The sequence below is a fragment of the Streptococcus pseudopneumoniae genome (assembly GCF_001072665.1).
Taxonomy (GTDB): domain Bacteria; phylum Bacillota; class Bacilli; order Lactobacillales; family Streptococcaceae; genus Streptococcus; species Streptococcus pseudopneumoniae_S.
Window position 1 is genome coordinate 1 of the sequence record NZ_JVJI01000138.1, and the last position, 13,734, is coordinate 13,734.

Genomic DNA, 13,734 nt, shown 5'->3' on the forward strand with positions numbered 1-13,734 from the left:
GCTTAATTTTAAAACTAAAAACACGAAAAATCGTGTTAGAAAGGAATGCTATGTTAAATATTGATAAAGCTCGAAAAGAAAAAGGTGTAGCGATTGTAGATATGGCCGATTATTTGGGTGTGAGAGCTCAGACGGTAAGCGACAAAATTAGTGGCACTTATGATTTTAAGTTTACTGAAGCTCTCGCATTACAACAAAAATTTTTTCCAGAATACGATTTAGAATATCTTTTCACTAAAGCAGTCGAAACTGCTTAATTTTAAAACTAAAAACACGAAAAATCGTGTTAGAAAGGAATGCTATGAACGAACTAATCAACGTAACTCTGAATGACAATCATGAGCCGATTGTATCTGGTCGTCAATTGCATGAGGCACTGGGAGTTAAAACAGCTTATAAAGACTGGTTTCCACGAATGACGGAATATGGATTTACAGAAGGTGAAGACTTTAGCTCATTTTTGAGCAAAAGTACTGGAGGTAGACCTAGCCAAGACCACATCATCAAACTAGACATGGCTAAAGAAATCGCCATGATTCAGCGAACGGACAAAGGAAAAGAAGTCAGACAGTACTTCATCCAAGTGGAAAAGGACTTTAACAGCCCTGAGAAAATCATGGCAAGAGCTTTACTCATGGCTGATCAGAAAGTCCACAAGCTGGAGGCTCAGATTGAGGCTGACCGTCCTAAAGTGCTATTTGCCGACGCAGTCAGTGCTAGTCACACATCTATCTTGGTTGGAGACCTAGCTAAGCTCATCAGTCAGAATGGTTTCAAAATTGGAGCAAATCGCTTGTTTAGCTGGCTACGTGACAACGGTTATCTTATCAAGAAACGTGGAGCTAGTTGGAACATGCCTACGCAAAAATCAATGGAGTTAGGTTTGTTTGAAATCAAAGAAACTAACATCCAGCACGCAGACGGTCATATCAGTATCAATAAGACTAGTAAGGTCACTGGTAAGGGCCAACAGTACTTTATTAACAAGTTCCTTGATCAGGAATGCTTAACAGGATAGAAAGGGGCAATATGAAACAGTTAAAAGTAATCATCAAACCCAAGCAGGAACCTACTGAAGGTCAATGTCTGCGTTCGTCAGGCTACTCAATAAAAATCAATGACTGGGAACTCGGTCGTGGGGTTACTAGCTTTAGACTGGAAATGCCTGCGGAAGAGAAACCAAAAATCACTATCACAGCAATTCCAGATGTCATGGAAATCGATGCGACAGTGATTGCTGATATTCAGAGTTTACGATCTGAAGAAACATCAAATCATAAAGACTATGAGCAGCAGAAGGCGTTTTTAGAAGATTTGCTGTCATATTCTAAGTTGCTTAAAAATAATGATTTTCATTCAAAGATTATCATTTCAGCAGATGGAGTTTATTTGGAGCAAACAAAAGAGTTTCACCCACTTGATGAAACTCAATTGGATTGATGACGAACTGGAAGTCAGTTTGGATGAATTAAGATAATAAAAAAGCCCCTCTAGAACGGCAATTTCATTGAGGGACTAAGCAAAATACTTTACGAGGTAATTATATCATGAAAACAGTAAAAAAGGAATGGGAGCCACGGATTGTAAACATCATGGCAGATGGCTCTCAAGTTGACGATCTGACAGGATATGTCATCCCTGCTGGTCATTCGTACTATGACATCATTTTAGGAATGCACAAGCGAGAGTTACAGAAAGGGGCTTAAATATGAGGTATGCAGTATATTCTAAGAAATACTCACGAAAATTACACATCTATCAATAACACTTTCACTCAAGATAAGCAACTGAAACCAGCCACAATAGGGATTTTGGCAGTCATACTGACTAATAAGTCTGATTGGGTTGTGTATCCTGACGAGATTGCACGACGTCTAGGAATAAGTAGGCGCACCGTAGATGAGCACTTTAAGCTTTTAGAGAAAGCAGGCTATCTCAGAGTATACCGCTTAGGGCTAGGCAGAGGCAAAGGCGTCACAGTACATAGATTTTTTTCAGACATGCCTATTTCAGATGACTACTTTGAGTATCTAAAAACTAATCTTGAGAAAGAGTTATCCACAGATGACGGAGTTTAAAAATACAGTTGGAAAATATTGCCATGTGTAAAATTGCCATGTGTAAAATTGCCATGTGTAAAATTGCCATGTGTAAAATTGCCCTCTAATAAATACTAACTATACAACAAGTACTAACTATACAATAATCTAAGCCTAACGGCACTAACTTAGTAATAACTACTAACTTTACAACAAACTACTACTAATCTAAATAAAAGAAAGGGATAACTGAGTTATCCACAGGAGAAAAATCATGATTGACAAAGACCAAATTATCAAAGCACAGCAAGAAAAAATTGAACGCATTGAACAGCTACAAGAGGATTTACATAAATTGTCCGTGTTCGGAATACTTACTGTAAATATCTTAGGGCTCCCTGATGAACTGGAAACCTCGCTAAAAGCCGTCCATGATGTCTCACATACTATCAAGGATGTATTGAATGGCATGAGTCCCAAAGAGGCTATTGAGAAAAATATGGCAGAAAATGAGGAGGAAGAATAATGTTAGCAAAACTAAAAGAATTTTTTGGACTAGATGACCTTTGGGGTGACGGCCAATCAAAATCAAACAGCAATCTAATTGATGTCAGAACCCTCCAAGCTGAAAATAAACAGCTTAAAGCCATCATCAAACAACAAAACGACCTACTAAAAGAGCTCTCTGAGGAAAACATGGAGCTTGGAAGTAGTCGCAGACGGTATGCTGATACAGTCTCAATGCAACAGCGCCTAATTGACGTCTATCAAGACATGGCAAACTAAGGAGGCAATCAATGGACAGAGGACTATTTGGCACCTTTGACTATGATCGTGACTACTTGCAACCGCCTGAACCACGAGAAGAACTTGACCCAAGCGAGTATGTATATATTGGGTGTGGTCAGTATCGATATGTAGGTGATGAAGTATGATTCATGAACTACACGAAGAAATCGATAACTGGCGAGCTGAATATATTCATCTTGGCCGAGAACTCGGAGAAATTATCAACAAACAACAAAATATTATTTTAAAATTGCAAAACGAAAACAGACGTATAAAACGTGAGAATTGGAATTTGAAGAAAACGAAAGGAAGAAAGAAATGAGTTACGAACAAATATCAGAGTCAACATATTATCAAAACATGAGCTACTGGGACAAAGTTGCACAAAATTATAGGGTGCTAGGCGGTCTAGGAATTTGTGACAACGAAACAGGCGAAGAGCTTTATACAGTATAAGGAGAAGAAAATGACTAATAATCAATTATCAACACAGATAAAACGTGACATCACTACTGACCCAAGTTTATTGACTGGGGCAGACATCAAAAAGTATTTTGACCCACAAAACCTACTGACTGAAAAACAAGTAGGTCAGGCTCTAGCCTTGTGTAAAGGTCGCAATCTTAACCCATTTGCTAACGAGGTCTACATTGTAGCCTATCAAAACAATAGCGGCACAGAGTTCAGCTTGATTGTCTCAAAAGAGGCATTTATGAAACGTGCTGAACGTTGTGAAGGATATGATGGTTTTGAGGCTGGAATTACTGTCATGAGAAATGGAGAAATGATAGAGATTGAGGGCTCTCTTAAATTACCTGAGGACATTCTAATAGGGGGTTGGGCCGTTGTCTATCGTAAAGACCGTTCACACAGATATAAGGTCACAGTTGACTTTAATGAGTATGTCAAAACAGACAGAAATGGCAATCCACGGAGCACTTGGAAATCAATGCCAGCCACTATGATCAGAAAAACAGCTCTAGTGCAGACTCTTAGAGAGGCTTTCCCTGACGAACTTGGGAACATGTATACAGACATCGATGGTGGAGATACATTTGACACAATCAAAGATGTCACTCCTCAAGAGAGCCGTGAGGATGTCGTAGCACGCAAGATGGCTCAGATTGAGCAATTCAACAAAGAGCAAGAGGCAAATCATGCAGATCCTGAACCTGCTCAAACTGAGGAGCCAATCCAGGGCGAGTTGCTAGACGGTGAACTTGAATATTAGGAGGAAAACATGCAAGAATTACAGGTAAAAGTAACACAGGCACAGGTTGAAATCATTGACCGTGAGAAATTTGAGCAGAATATCAATGAGGTTGTGACCAAGTATCAAAATTACACAGTTACAGCTGCAACCATCAAGGATGACAAGCAGACACTTGCTGATCTACGAAAATTAGACAAGCAGGTTTCTGATGAACGGATCAGGAATAAGAAAGTCTTATCTGAACCAGCTGACGAATTTGACAAGTATGTCAAGAATGCCATCCAGCCTCTAAAAGACATCATCACTAAAATTGCTAGTGATGTCAAAGAGTTTGAAGAACATCAAAAGGCTGTCCGAATTGACACAGTCAAAGGCTATCTAGCCAACAAATCAGCTGAGTACATGCTGGACCCTCGCCTATTTGATGAAAAGGCCCTTGATTATGTCAAGGTTGGCGATTTCATGGCTGACGGTGTGACGCTTAAAAAAGCCACTATGAAGTCACTTGATGACATGGTCACATTTGAGTTTCAGAAACAGCAAGAATTTGAAAAGGCTAAGTCAGCTATTTCAGGGTTATGTGCTGAGTATGGTATGACTGACTCACCTTACATTAGACAGTTGAAAGACTTGACTCTTGCTGAGGTCTTTGAACAAATCAAAGCTGACTATGAATTTGAAAAGCAAAAGGAAGAACTCAGACAAGCTCAAGAACGAGCTGAACAAGAGCGTAAGGAACTTTTAGCAGCTCAACAAACTAAACAGCAGGAACAAGCTCCAAAATCAACGGAGACCCCAAATTTTGACCCAGAGACAGGCGAAATCTTAGACGGTGGGCCAATCCCTCAAAACGAGCAGAACGCTCTCAGAGGGGCCGAAAATAGCCTAAAAAGATATACCCAAAAAATGACTTTGGAGGTGTATTTTGTAGATACAGCCGAAAAAGACCGTTTCAAGGCTACTCTTGAACAAGCAGGGTTTAAATTTAAGGAAAACTATCAAGTCAGCGGTTATCAACGTATTGAGCCACTGACTCAGACTGAACTCAATGAACAATGTGGGTGGTAATTATGGACATCAGAAAAGTATCTGACAGCGTATCCATCTACTCGGACGGCAAGAGATTGCAGGTTATCCACAACCTAGGGGATGAGTTTATCTTAGATTTTGAAATTAAAAATCACAAAACCATAAATATTGACGACCTAAGCCCTCGCATCGTGAGTGAGATTACCCCAATTTTTAAAGTGAGCGGGTATTGCTCACGGCGTGGAGAAGACACCCAACGCTTAAAATGGGCCATCCGTCAATTTGAAGACTTTGACGAGTACCTGATTGCCCATCAAAGCGAACTGTTAGAGTGGTGGAGAAATCCAGGAGAGGAAAGAAAATGAATGATTTTATCAAAGAGATTGGGATGGCTATCCTATGGATGTTTTTAGGCTATCTCTTGGGAGAGCGTAGCGCTAGAGAGGACAAAACAGATGATCAATAACGTCACATTGGTTGGGAGGCTTGTAGCGCCTCCTGATCTACGAAAAACGCCTAACAACGTATCTAGTTTGAAGGGCACACTTGCGGTCAATCGCAATTTCAAGAATGAGAATGGAGACCGTGAGGCTGATTTTATCAATTTCCAAGCGTGGAGAGGTACAGCTGACATCATTGCTCAGTATTGCAGCAAGGGCTCACTTATCGGGATCATTGGACGCATACAAGTCAGGAGTTACGAGAAAGACGGACAGCGTCGATATGTGACCGAAGTAGTCGCTGAGAGCGTCGCTCTGCTAGAAAGTCGCAACAGTCAGCAAGGGCAAGGCAACAGTTTCCAAAATGGAAATAGCTCACCTTTTGCCGATCCGAACCCGTTTGACCTCCCAGATGACGGCTTGCCGTTTTAGGAGGTGTCAATGTCAGACAAAAAAATGACTGTTTGGGCATTGTTTGACAGTGGGAATGGTAGCTATACAAAAGGCGTTAAAGCTCTGAATAGTTCGGGGGGGGCGAACATTGACATCTATCCAATCGGAATAGATATAGAAAACAAGAATGATCATTTTATAAATTTGAACCTTGCTGACTATGGGCGCTTGTTTGGAGACAACACACTTTTTGACAAACTTGACAAGTTGCCAAAGCCTGATTTGATAATAGCTAGCCCACCATGTGAAAGCTGGAGTAATGCTAGTGCTATGTGCGAGGGTAACGCTTGCTGGAAACAAGAAGACCTCTCAGATAGCCTCTTTGCTCCACAAAGGGAGCCTAGCATGTTTACAATCAGGAACGCCTCTGACTACGAGAAAGCCTATATAAATTATCAGTATGACCGTCAATTTATGAAGAGAGTCAATGGGGAGCTTTGTGCTTTCAATACCATTGAGATCATCAAGCGGTATAACCCTAAATATTTCATCATAGAGAACCCCGCAAGTGGGCGCTTGTGGAAATATATTGAGGATGTCATGGATTTCAAGCTCCCACATCTCAATCTCACACGCTACAACAATTATGACTACCCTTTGCAGAAACCTACAAAGTTTGCTAGTAATCTTGATTTGGGTCTTAAAAATGACATTATCAAGCCAGAAATTGAGTGGGGAAAATTTTCTAAGTCATACAACGAACGGTCAAACATTCCAAAAAACCTAGTAATAGAGATTTTTACTAAGGTTTACAATGAATTTTTACAGGAGAAACAACATGATAACTAAAATCAATGTCCCAAAAACATCAATCGTAATCGAGATTGAAAATAAAGAAATCAAAATTGAGAATATGATTGGCTATGATATGAAGATGGTTTTTAGAAACCAGGACGCAGAGCCGTCTTTGGATGAAAATGGGGACGTTTTTGAGCCTCTCTACTGGCTAGACATTAAGGCCAAACCTGAGGAGGACGTAGAATACCATACAAGTTTAGGAGTGAAGAAAGAAAAAAGAAAACTAGCTGAGTTACAAATATTCTTTGAATATATTGAGGCTAACAAACAAAATCTTTTTGATCTCTGTGGATTGAGAGGGGAGCTTAGTTAGGATGAAATTAACCCTGAACATTGAGCCTAAGCCCCAATCACGGCCACGGTTTGCAAGACGTGGAAATTTTACCACGACTTATGAAGATAAGGGCATGAAAGCCTGGCGCAATCATTGTCAGCTGCTCATTGCTAATCAGTACATAGGCCAGCCTATTCTTGAGGGAGCTCTGAGGGCAAAGCTTAGATTTTACATCAAGCCTCCTCAGTATATTTCCAAGGTCAAGAAGAACCAACAGGCCCTCCTGGATGAGATTATCCCTGTAGGCAAAAAGCCTGACATTGACAACTACGAAAAAGCCCTATATGACAGTATGTCAGGGATTGTCTTCCAGGACGACGGTCAGATAGCGCTACATGATGTAGGCAAGTTCTACAGTCTAAATCCACGGATAGAGGTAGAGGTGGAGGTTATGGAACCCCTGAGTATTTAAAGAAATGAGGAGCAGATGGCTGACTACGCATTATATCAGGGTGATGTGTTTGTTACGCTTGGGACATTAGCGCAGATCAGTAGCGAAACAGGAATTACTGAAAGGATGTTAAAGTACTACACTTACACATCACACCAACGACGAAACCCAAACGGTAGGGCCGTTATTAAAATTGAGGAGGAAGATAATGAGAATTAAGACATCAAATGACACGATCGTTCACGTCAATAAGTCTCAACGTAGTATCACTATAGAGGGGGTTGAGCTTAGTGGGGATTGTCGTGCTCTGGTTTCAGACAATAAGAACGGAACAGGCACAATTACCCTGATCTTTGACGGAAAAATTATTTAAAGGAGGTGGAGTGATGGAACGACCTGAACGATACCCATCGGGGCACTTCATTCCTGAACTTATTGAAGATGAAGATATTATCTTTAACAAAGACAGTGAATATCACAAACAGAAGAAAAAAGAAAAGAAGAATCCTATTTTTAAAAGAAATAAGCCCCGAAATAGATGGGCGCTTTAAGGAGGTCACAGAATGAGCCTTACGCTAAATAGCACAATTGGAGACTTAGTTTTGGCAATCGGAAAAATTATCGTTGAGTCTGACGGTAAAACCAATACAGCGATGCTAGAGATACCCGATCAAGACTTCTACTTAGAAATTGCCGTAAAATTAAAGAAGGAGGCAACCGAATGAGACGTTTTATCGCAATCTGGATTTTATTGTCTGCTGGATTGAACATCTGGCAGATGGACAGGATTAGAGTTTTGGAAGAAAAGCACCCGATGGTTATCTATAAAGCTGATAATCAAGGCGCAGAAATCAAAGGCAGAGTCGTTCACAAAGAAAAAATAGGCGACCTGTACACAGTTACAATACAGAACTACGGCATTTTCGTGGTATCGCAAGACAACTACGAATCTTTAAGGATTGGAGGCGAGGTGAGACTATGACACCAAAATTTAGAGTGTGGGATAAACATAACCAAAATATGTTTGCTAATGATGAATTGATTATTTGGAATAACAATGTTTATGCTAACGATAGCAAAAAACTTTCATGGAATTACTTAAAAGGCTGGTCGATTGATGAAGAATACCTTATGCAATCAACAGGCTTGTTTGATGAAAATGGGGTAGAAATCTTTGAGGGGGATATAGTACAATTTGAAGATTATTATGAAGTGTCCGATTCCCTGTATATAAACAAAGGTATTATAGAATGGTGTCAAGGCGGCTTTCATGTTACCAATAGAGACTCTGTATTAATGGAAGATTTGCTTGATGGAGACTCATTAGATGTTACAATCATCGGTAACATCTACGAAAATCCAGAGCTTTTGGAGGTAAATCATGACACTATTCGATGAAGTACAGCAACTTAGCTCAGAAAGCCATGCTAAATGGTTTGAGCGTTATTTTAAGAAATATAACCTAGAAGGAAAACTAAAAACTTCTGCTCAAAAAGGTTATACAGGCTATTTAATCGATGTTTGGTCAGTTAGAGACGAATATCTCAGGAATCGATTAGGAGATGAAAGAACGTTGGAAGCGTTAAGAGAATTATTAGGAGCTGGCTTTACTGTCAAATATAAGCTTTATCTATCTAAAAATTTTTTCACTGGCCAAGATTTCGTTTCTAACAAGAAAATTCACATAACCTGGTAATAAAAAAAGCCAAGACACTCTCTGCCTCAGCTATAATCTCAATAATATTATTATATCACAAAGGAGATAGAGAGTGAACAAGGCTAAAGAGCTATTGAAAGAATTACAAGACCTTGACATGGACATCCAAAGCCGTATAGATGAAATCAATGAGCTTGAGGCAGGTTTGCTCTCAAGTCCCAAGTGGACAGACGTTAAAGTCCAAGGTGGTCATGCTAGAAAAGTTGATGACGTGTACGCTCAGTTGATCACGATGAAAGAGGCTATAGAACAGGATACTAAAGAGGTTATCAACAGAAAGCTTGAATTAGGTAGGTTGATTAACAAGCTGACAAATCCAAAAAGCAGGTCTGTTCTTAGAATGACTTACATTACTAAGATGTATGTTGATGATATTTGTGACAAAATGGAAATCAGCAGAACAACTTTCTACACTTGGCGGAATATGGCTATCTCTGAATTGAATGAGGTTTTGGAGAGAATGGAACTAAATTGAACTTTACAAAACCGTACGGGAAAAAATGATACTTGTTAGCACAGTTTTGTAATTCTGTTAGAATGGTAGTATCAAGAATTAAGGGTAAGGCAGTAAGCCTTCCCTGACACGGAGAGTTGGCAGAGTCAGGTTGAATGCGCCCGTTTGCTAGACGGGTGGTCGCCTATGTGCGGTCCGTGGGTTCGAATCCCACACTCTCCTTTGAGTATTTTGTGTCCCAGAATGGGGTAGGCAGTAGGCTTAGCATTCATAAATTACTCATTAACTTACAAATGGTTGCGGAGCGACTGGACCTTGCATGATTGCATAGCTACTTATATCCTAGGTAAGTTATAAGCTAGGCGGTTTGATTCCCTCAGAGGTTTTAAAGACTACAAAAAATAAAAAAAGGAAAACTTTCAAATTAATTACTAATTAACACGCAAGTCTGTAGTCTGCTTGCACTGAGTCACTCTTTGAGTGGCTTTTTTGATTTACAAAACGAACAAATAGGAGGTAATAGGTTGGGCAGAGCACGAGACCCAAACCGAGATAAAGCTTTTGAGATTTATAAGCAGAATAACGGAAACATCACTAACCGCAAGCTTGGTGAAATGTTGGGCGTGCCTGAAAAAACTATCTCAGTTTGGAAGTTAAGAGACAAATGGAGCGAATGTAGTACTACAAAAAACAAAAGTAGTACTACCAAACGAACACGGGGAGCGCCGAAAGGCAACAAGAACAGCAAAGGCGGAAGTATAGGCAATCAAAACGCCCTCAAACATGGACTGTTTGCTAAGTATCTACCTCAAGAGGTATATGAGATAGCGCAAGAGCTTTCAGAAAAACAGCCTATAGACATCCTTTGGGAAAATATCATGCTGACCTATGCTAATCTTTTGCATGCTCAGCGTATTCTTTACGTTCAGGACGTTGATGATACTACTACCATGCTGATTGCCAGCACAGCTAAAGGCAGTGAAAATTATGAGGTTCACACGGCATGGGATAAGCAAGGCAAGGCCTTAGCTGCAATGGCAAGAGCACAGTCAGAGCTTAAGAGCATGATTAAGACCTATGACGAGCTCACACGCTCCCCTCTTGTTACTGAGGAGCAACGCTTGAGGATTGATAATCTCAAGGCTCAACTAGGCTCTAACGATGAAGATGACACAGTGATTACTGGATTTACATTCGATAGGAGTGAGTATAATGGCAATACTGAACCTAGCGAAACTGATTAACCCAGTATTTGATGAAGTCCTCTACACACTCAAGAGCCATATAGTGCTCAAGGGTGGCCGTGCCTCTACCAAGTCATCAGTAGTCTCTATTGACCTTGTAAATGACTTTATCAATGATCCTATGGGGAATGTGGTAGTCTTGCGAAAAGTAGGTAAATACCTGAGAATGTCAGTGTATGAGCAGATAAGATGGGCCATTTATGAGATGGGGCTAGCTAATCAGTTCAAGTTTGGGAAATCTCCCTTACAGATTACACATAAGAAGACAGGCACAGCCTTTTATTTCTACGGTGTAGACGATCCAATGAAACTCAAATCCCAGAAGATAGCCAAAGGATATGTAATGTCTGTTTGGTTTGAGGAACTTGCTGAATTTGCAGGCCGTGAGGACATTGATATAGTTGAGGACACTTTCATCCGTCAAGAGCTACCGAATGGCAAAGAGGTCAAAGTCTATTTCACATACAACCCTCCAAGAAATCCCTATGACTGGATAAATGAGTGGGTTGCTGAGAAAGCTAGTGACCCAACTTACATGATACATCACAGCACCTACCTTGATGACAAGTTAGGTTTTTTGTCTAAACAGATGAAAGACAAGATAGAGCGATATAAGGAGACGGACCCTGACTACTACCGTTGGATGTATTTGGGCGAGGTAATCGGTTTAGGTAATCATGTTTATAACATGAGCTATTTTAAGCCACTAGAAAGCCTCCCTGACAACGATAAAGTGATAGGTATATCATTTGCCCTAGACACAGGACACCAACAATCAGCGACGGCCTGTGGAGCTTATGGCCTCACTGCCAAGGGCAATGTTATCTTACTTGATACGTTCTACTATAGTCCAGCTGGTAAGACCATCAAAAAGGCGCCTAGTGAGCTCTCTGTGATGATACATGACTTTATAGACAAGGTCATGAAGACTTACAGAGTACCTAAATTAAAAATGACTATTGATAGTGCTGAGGGGGCTTTGCGTAACCAGTATTTCAAAGACTATGGCGAGCGCTGGCACCCTGTGGCTAAGAAGAAAAATCAGACTATGATTGATATGGTTATTAGCTTACTAGCTGAGGGGCGTTTCTACTACCTTGACATCCCTGCTAACAGGGTTTTCGTTGAAGAGCATAAGATGTACCGATATGATGACAAGACTATCAATACTGATGACCCAAAAGTCATCAAGGAAGATGACCACACGGTGGACGAGTTCAAGTATTTTGTCCTAGACAACGCTAGAGAGCTAAGACTAAAAGCCTAAAGGAGCTAACAATGGGAATAGTACAGACTATCAAGAATTTTTTCACAAGGAGCAAGTATGTGATGACAACACAGAACTTAACAAATATCACTGACCACCCTAAAATAGCTGTGTCATCCGCAGAGTATGACCGAATAAGGGAAAATCTCAAGTATTATGCAGGACATTATCCACAGATTGAGTACATTGACAGTAACGGAACGCCTCGAAAGCGAGCTTTCAACCATCTGCCTATTGGGCGTACAGCAGCTAAGAAGATTGCAAGCCTAGTGTTTAATGAACAGGCTGAAATCAAGCTAGACGACAAGGACGCTAATAAATTCATTCAGAAACAGCTACAAGATGACAGATTTGTCAAGAACTTTGAGCGTTACCTGGAGAGTGCTTTGGCGCTTGGTGGCTTAGCCATGAGGCCATACGTCGATAGAGACAAAGTAAGAGTCTCTTTCATTCAAGCACCTGTCTTTTTGCCTTTGCAAAGCAACACGCAGGATGTCTCTAGCGCTGCTATCATCACTAAGACAACCAAGTCAGAGGGTAATAAGCAGAAGTTTTACACGCTGATTGAACTGCACGAATGGGGCAAGGATGACAAGTACACAGTCACTAATGAGCTCTACAAGTCTGATAATCAGAACGTGGTAGGCTCTAGGGTTCCTCTATCAGACCTCTATGAGGATCTTGAGGAAGTAGTAGACCTGAACGGTTTGAGTCGTCCGCTTTTTACTTATCTGAAAACTCCAGGGATGAATAACAAAGACATTAACTCAGCTCTTGGCTTGTCTATTTTTGATAATGCTAAGACCACCATGGACTTTCTTAATACGACCTATGATGAGTTCATGTGGGAGATTAAGATGGGTCAGCGCAGAGTAGCTGTGCCTAGTCAGATGATTAAAGTTGAGTACGATCAAGAGGGCGAGAATGTCGTGGTCAAGCGTGAGTTTGAGGCAGGGCGTAACGTCTATGAACAGATTGACTCAGGAGATATGGATAAAGGCGTAGGTATCACCGACCTTACAACGCCTATCCGCTCGGATGACTATATCAAGGCTATCAATAAGATCCTGGCGATTTTTGAAATGCAGATAGGAGTATCTTCTGGCACGTTCACCTTTGATGGTAAGAGCTTGAAAACGGCTACTGAGGTTGTCAGCGAGAACTCAGACACCTATCAGATGAGAAATAGCATTGTCAGCTTGGTAGAGCAGTCACTGAAAGAGCTCATTATCTCAATGCTAGAGCTAGGCAAAGCCTACGGACTCTACAAGGGAAACATCCCTGACATGGAGAAAATCAGCATTAACCTTGATGATGGAGTCTTTACAGACCGAAACGCTGAACTTGACTACTGGGTTAAGGTTGTAAATGCTGGTTTTGCCACGGACGTCATGGCTATTGAGAAAGTGCTCAACGTGACCCCTGAGAAAGCTAAGGAAATAAAGGCTGAAATTAGTGGCAATGCTATCAGCGAGGCTAACGACGGCAGGAGTGATGAAGATGTTGAAATTTATGGTAATTGATAGGCTGAGGCGTTTATTTGGAATAAAAAGCCCAAGCAAGCTA

General features: G+C 40.8%; 28 protein-coding genes and 1 tRNA gene. All 29 read left to right on the forward strand.

The features are described from left to right. A partial coding sequence (locus tag ADH52_RS10370) for a helix-turn-helix transcriptional regulator (protein ID WP_342616135.1) occupies window positions 1-257 on the forward strand: 257 nt, incomplete at its 5' end. Window positions 258-301: 44 nt separating this feature from the next. Next, on the forward strand, window positions 302-1,018 hold the full coding sequence (locus ADH52_RS10375) for a phage antirepressor KilAC domain-containing protein (RefSeq protein ID WP_049511129.1): 717 nt from the start codon (window positions 302-304) through the stop codon (window positions 1,016-1,018). 11 nt (window positions 1,019-1,029) lie between these two features. After that, complete coding sequence (locus ADH52_RS11365) at window positions 1,030-1,440, forward strand: hypothetical protein (protein ID WP_049511130.1); 411 nt, start codon at window positions 1,030-1,032, stop codon at window positions 1,438-1,440. Window positions 1,441-1,547: 107 nt separating this feature from the next. After that, on the forward strand, window positions 1,548-1,706 hold the full coding sequence (locus tag ADH52_RS11520) for a BOW99_gp33 family protein (protein ID WP_162837231.1): 159 nt from the start codon (window positions 1,548-1,550) through the stop codon (window positions 1,704-1,706). Window positions 1,707-1,715: 9 nt separating this feature from the next. Then, window positions 1,716-2,078: an ArsR/SmtB family transcription factor gene (locus ADH52_RS10385; RefSeq protein WP_049488086.1), complete on the forward strand. Its 363-nt coding sequence runs from the start codon at window positions 1,716-1,718 to the stop codon at window positions 2,076-2,078. Window positions 2,079-2,313: 235 nt separating this feature from the next. Next, the gene (locus ADH52_RS10390) at window positions 2,314-2,565 is read left to right on the forward strand and encodes a hypothetical protein (RefSeq protein ID WP_049511131.1); all 252 of its coding nucleotides are present in this window, start codon (window positions 2,314-2,316) and stop codon (window positions 2,563-2,565) included. After that, a complete protein-coding gene (locus ADH52_RS10395; RefSeq protein WP_049511132.1) occupies window positions 2,565-2,825 on the forward strand; it encodes a hypothetical protein in 261 nt (86 codons plus the stop codon). Before ADH52_RS10390 ends, ADH52_RS10395 begins: the two co-directional genes overlap by 1 nt. Before the next feature lie 11 nt (window positions 2,826-2,836). Further along, window positions 2,837-2,974 (forward strand): hypothetical protein, encoded by a 138-nt coding sequence (locus tag ADH52_RS11525; protein ID WP_193389279.1) that lies wholly within the window; start codon window positions 2,837-2,839, stop codon window positions 2,972-2,974. Beyond that, entirely contained in the window at window positions 2,971-3,150 is a 180-nt protein-coding gene (locus ADH52_RS10400; RefSeq protein WP_049511133.1) for a hypothetical protein, read from the forward strand. The genes ADH52_RS11525 and ADH52_RS10400 overlap by 4 nt, the downstream gene beginning before the upstream one ends. Then, a complete protein-coding gene (locus ADH52_RS11530) occupies window positions 3,147-3,284 on the forward strand; it encodes a hypothetical protein (RefSeq protein ID WP_193389278.1) in 138 nt (45 codons plus the stop codon). The genes ADH52_RS10400 and ADH52_RS11530 overlap by 4 nt, the downstream gene beginning before the upstream one ends. A 10-nt stretch (window positions 3,285-3,294) precedes the next feature. Then, window positions 3,295-4,059, forward strand: coding sequence for a phage recombination protein Bet (gene bet / locus ADH52_RS10405; RefSeq protein ID WP_049511134.1), 765 nt, complete (start codon window positions 3,295-3,297; stop codon window positions 4,057-4,059). Window positions 4,060-4,068: 9 nt separating this feature from the next. After that, window positions 4,069-5,109: a DUF1351 domain-containing protein gene (locus ADH52_RS10410; protein WP_049511135.1), complete on the forward strand. Its 1,041-nt coding sequence runs from the start codon at window positions 4,069-4,071 to the stop codon at window positions 5,107-5,109. A gap of 2 nt (window positions 5,110-5,111) precedes the next feature. Next, on the forward strand, window positions 5,112-5,435 hold the full coding sequence (locus tag ADH52_RS10415; RefSeq protein WP_049511136.1) for a hypothetical protein: 324 nt from the start codon (window positions 5,112-5,114) through the stop codon (window positions 5,433-5,435). A gap of 90 nt (window positions 5,436-5,525) precedes the next feature. Further along, entirely contained in the window at window positions 5,526-5,942 is a 417-nt protein-coding gene (gene ssb, locus ADH52_RS10420; protein ID WP_049511137.1) for a single-stranded DNA-binding protein, read from the forward strand. 9 nt (window positions 5,943-5,951) lie between these two features. After that, window positions 5,952-6,752: a DNA methyltransferase gene (locus ADH52_RS10425; RefSeq protein WP_049511138.1), complete on the forward strand. Its 801-nt coding sequence runs from the start codon at window positions 5,952-5,954 to the stop codon at window positions 6,750-6,752. Further along, window positions 6,742-7,074 carry a hypothetical protein gene (locus tag ADH52_RS10430; RefSeq protein ID WP_049511139.1) on the forward strand — a complete coding sequence of 111 codons (333 nt, stop codon included), beginning with the start codon at window positions 6,742-6,744 and terminating at the stop codon, window positions 7,072-7,074. Before ADH52_RS10425 ends, ADH52_RS10430 begins: the two co-directional genes overlap by 11 nt. A 1-nt stretch (window position 7,075) precedes the next feature. Next, the gene (locus ADH52_RS10435) at window positions 7,076-7,507 is read left to right on the forward strand and encodes a RusA family crossover junction endodeoxyribonuclease (RefSeq protein ID WP_049511140.1); all 432 of its coding nucleotides are present in this window, start codon (window positions 7,076-7,078) and stop codon (window positions 7,505-7,507) included. 15 nt (window positions 7,508-7,522) lie between these two features. Then, entirely contained in the window at window positions 7,523-7,705 is a 183-nt protein-coding gene (locus tag ADH52_RS10440; protein WP_049511141.1) for a hypothetical protein, read from the forward strand. Further along, a complete protein-coding gene (locus ADH52_RS11535; RefSeq protein ID WP_193389277.1) occupies window positions 7,695-7,859 on the forward strand; it encodes a hypothetical protein in 165 nt (54 codons plus the stop codon). Before ADH52_RS10440 ends, ADH52_RS11535 begins: the two co-directional genes overlap by 11 nt. Window positions 7,860-7,872: 13 nt before the next feature. After that, window positions 7,873-8,037, forward strand: a complete 165-nt coding sequence (locus tag ADH52_RS11540; protein WP_193389276.1) for a hypothetical protein — start codon at window positions 7,873-7,875, stop codon at window positions 8,035-8,037. Window positions 8,038-8,088: 51 nt separating this feature from the next. After that, window positions 8,089-8,211, forward strand: coding sequence for a hypothetical protein (locus ADH52_RS11780; RefSeq protein WP_260424859.1), 123 nt, complete (start codon window positions 8,089-8,091; stop codon window positions 8,209-8,211). After that, window positions 8,208-8,468 carry a DUF1372 family protein gene (locus tag ADH52_RS10445; RefSeq protein ID WP_049511142.1) on the forward strand — a complete coding sequence of 87 codons (261 nt, stop codon included), beginning with the start codon at window positions 8,208-8,210 and terminating at the stop codon, window positions 8,466-8,468. Before ADH52_RS11780 ends, ADH52_RS10445 begins: the two co-directional genes overlap by 4 nt. Next, on the forward strand, window positions 8,465-8,884 hold the full coding sequence (locus ADH52_RS10450; RefSeq protein ID WP_049492565.1) for a YopX family protein: 420 nt from the start codon (window positions 8,465-8,467) through the stop codon (window positions 8,882-8,884). Before ADH52_RS10445 ends, ADH52_RS10450 begins: the two co-directional genes overlap by 4 nt. Beyond that, a complete protein-coding gene (locus ADH52_RS10455) occupies window positions 8,868-9,182 on the forward strand; it encodes a hypothetical protein (protein WP_049511143.1) in 315 nt (104 codons plus the stop codon). Before ADH52_RS10450 ends, ADH52_RS10455 begins: the two co-directional genes overlap by 17 nt. 73 nt (window positions 9,183-9,255) lie before the next feature. Next, a complete protein-coding gene (locus ADH52_RS10460) occupies window positions 9,256-9,678 on the forward strand; it encodes a DUF1492 domain-containing protein (protein ID WP_049511144.1) in 423 nt (140 codons plus the stop codon). Between the two features lie 110 nt (window positions 9,679-9,788). Next, window positions 9,789-9,879, forward strand: a tRNA-Ser gene (locus ADH52_RS10465). A 302-nt stretch (window positions 9,880-10,181) separates the two neighbouring features. Beyond that, entirely contained in the window at window positions 10,182-10,901 is a 720-nt protein-coding gene (terS, locus tag ADH52_RS10470) for a phage terminase small subunit (RefSeq protein WP_049511145.1), read from the forward strand. Continuing rightward, window positions 10,870-12,168, forward strand: coding sequence for a PBSX family phage terminase large subunit (locus tag ADH52_RS10475; RefSeq protein WP_049511146.1), 1,299 nt, complete (start codon window positions 10,870-10,872; stop codon window positions 12,166-12,168). The genes terS and ADH52_RS10475 overlap by 32 nt, the downstream gene beginning before the upstream one ends. A gap of 11 nt (window positions 12,169-12,179) precedes the next feature. Further along, entirely contained in the window at window positions 12,180-13,691 is a 1,512-nt protein-coding gene (locus ADH52_RS10480; RefSeq protein WP_342585562.1) for a phage portal protein, read from the forward strand. Window positions 13,692-13,734 lie beyond the last annotated feature (43 nt).

Excerpts from the sequence above, each read along its gene's own strand:
- ADH52_RS10375 (WP_049511129.1), top strand. The coding sequence starts at position 302 with ATGAACGAACTAATCAACGTAACTCTGAATGACAATCATGAGCCGATT.
- ADH52_RS11365 (WP_049511130.1), top strand. The coding sequence starts at position 1,030 with ATGAAACAGTTAAAAGTAATCATCAAACCCAAGCAGGAACCTACTGAA.
- ADH52_RS11520 (WP_162837231.1), top strand. The coding sequence starts at position 1,548 with ATGAAAACAGTAAAAAAGGAATGGGAGCCACGGATTGTAAACATCATG.
- ADH52_RS10385 (WP_049488086.1), top strand. The coding sequence starts at position 1,716 with ATGCAGTATATTCTAAGAAATACTCACGAAAATTACACATCTATCAAT.
- ADH52_RS10390 (WP_049511131.1), top strand. The coding sequence starts at position 2,314 with ATGATTGACAAAGACCAAATTATCAAAGCACAGCAAGAAAAAATTGAA.
- ADH52_RS10395 (WP_049511132.1), top strand. The coding sequence starts at position 2,565 with ATGTTAGCAAAACTAAAAGAATTTTTTGGACTAGATGACCTTTGGGGT.
- ADH52_RS11525 (WP_193389279.1), top strand. The coding sequence starts at position 2,837 with ATGGACAGAGGACTATTTGGCACCTTTGACTATGATCGTGACTACTTG.
- ADH52_RS10400 (WP_049511133.1), top strand. The coding sequence starts at position 2,971 with ATGATTCATGAACTACACGAAGAAATCGATAACTGGCGAGCTGAATAT.
- ADH52_RS11530 (WP_193389278.1), top strand. The coding sequence starts at position 3,147 with ATGAGTTACGAACAAATATCAGAGTCAACATATTATCAAAACATGAGC.
- bet (WP_049511134.1), top strand. The coding sequence starts at position 3,295 with ATGACTAATAATCAATTATCAACACAGATAAAACGTGACATCACTACT.
- ADH52_RS10410 (WP_049511135.1), top strand. The coding sequence starts at position 4,069 with ATGCAAGAATTACAGGTAAAAGTAACACAGGCACAGGTTGAAATCATT.
- ADH52_RS10415 (WP_049511136.1), top strand. The coding sequence starts at position 5,112 with ATGGACATCAGAAAAGTATCTGACAGCGTATCCATCTACTCGGACGGC.
- ssb (WP_049511137.1), top strand. The coding sequence starts at position 5,526 with ATGATCAATAACGTCACATTGGTTGGGAGGCTTGTAGCGCCTCCTGAT.
- ADH52_RS10425 (WP_049511138.1), top strand. The coding sequence starts at position 5,952 with ATGTCAGACAAAAAAATGACTGTTTGGGCATTGTTTGACAGTGGGAAT.
- ADH52_RS10430 (WP_049511139.1), top strand. The coding sequence starts at position 6,742 with ATGATAACTAAAATCAATGTCCCAAAAACATCAATCGTAATCGAGATT.
- ADH52_RS10435 (WP_049511140.1), top strand. The coding sequence starts at position 7,076 with ATGAAATTAACCCTGAACATTGAGCCTAAGCCCCAATCACGGCCACGG.
- ADH52_RS10440 (WP_049511141.1), top strand. The coding sequence starts at position 7,523 with ATGGCTGACTACGCATTATATCAGGGTGATGTGTTTGTTACGCTTGGG.
- ADH52_RS11535 (WP_193389277.1), top strand. The coding sequence starts at position 7,695 with ATGAGAATTAAGACATCAAATGACACGATCGTTCACGTCAATAAGTCT.
- ADH52_RS11540 (WP_193389276.1), top strand. The coding sequence starts at position 7,873 with ATGGAACGACCTGAACGATACCCATCGGGGCACTTCATTCCTGAACTT.
- ADH52_RS10445 (WP_049511142.1), top strand. The coding sequence starts at position 8,208 with ATGAGACGTTTTATCGCAATCTGGATTTTATTGTCTGCTGGATTGAAC.
- ADH52_RS10450 (WP_049492565.1), top strand. The coding sequence starts at position 8,465 with ATGACACCAAAATTTAGAGTGTGGGATAAACATAACCAAAATATGTTT.
- ADH52_RS10455 (WP_049511143.1), top strand. The coding sequence starts at position 8,868 with ATGACACTATTCGATGAAGTACAGCAACTTAGCTCAGAAAGCCATGCT.
- ADH52_RS10475 (WP_049511146.1), top strand. The coding sequence starts at position 10,870 with ATGGCAATACTGAACCTAGCGAAACTGATTAACCCAGTATTTGATGAA.
- ADH52_RS10480 (WP_342585562.1), top strand. The coding sequence starts at position 12,180 with ATGGGAATAGTACAGACTATCAAGAATTTTTTCACAAGGAGCAAGTAT.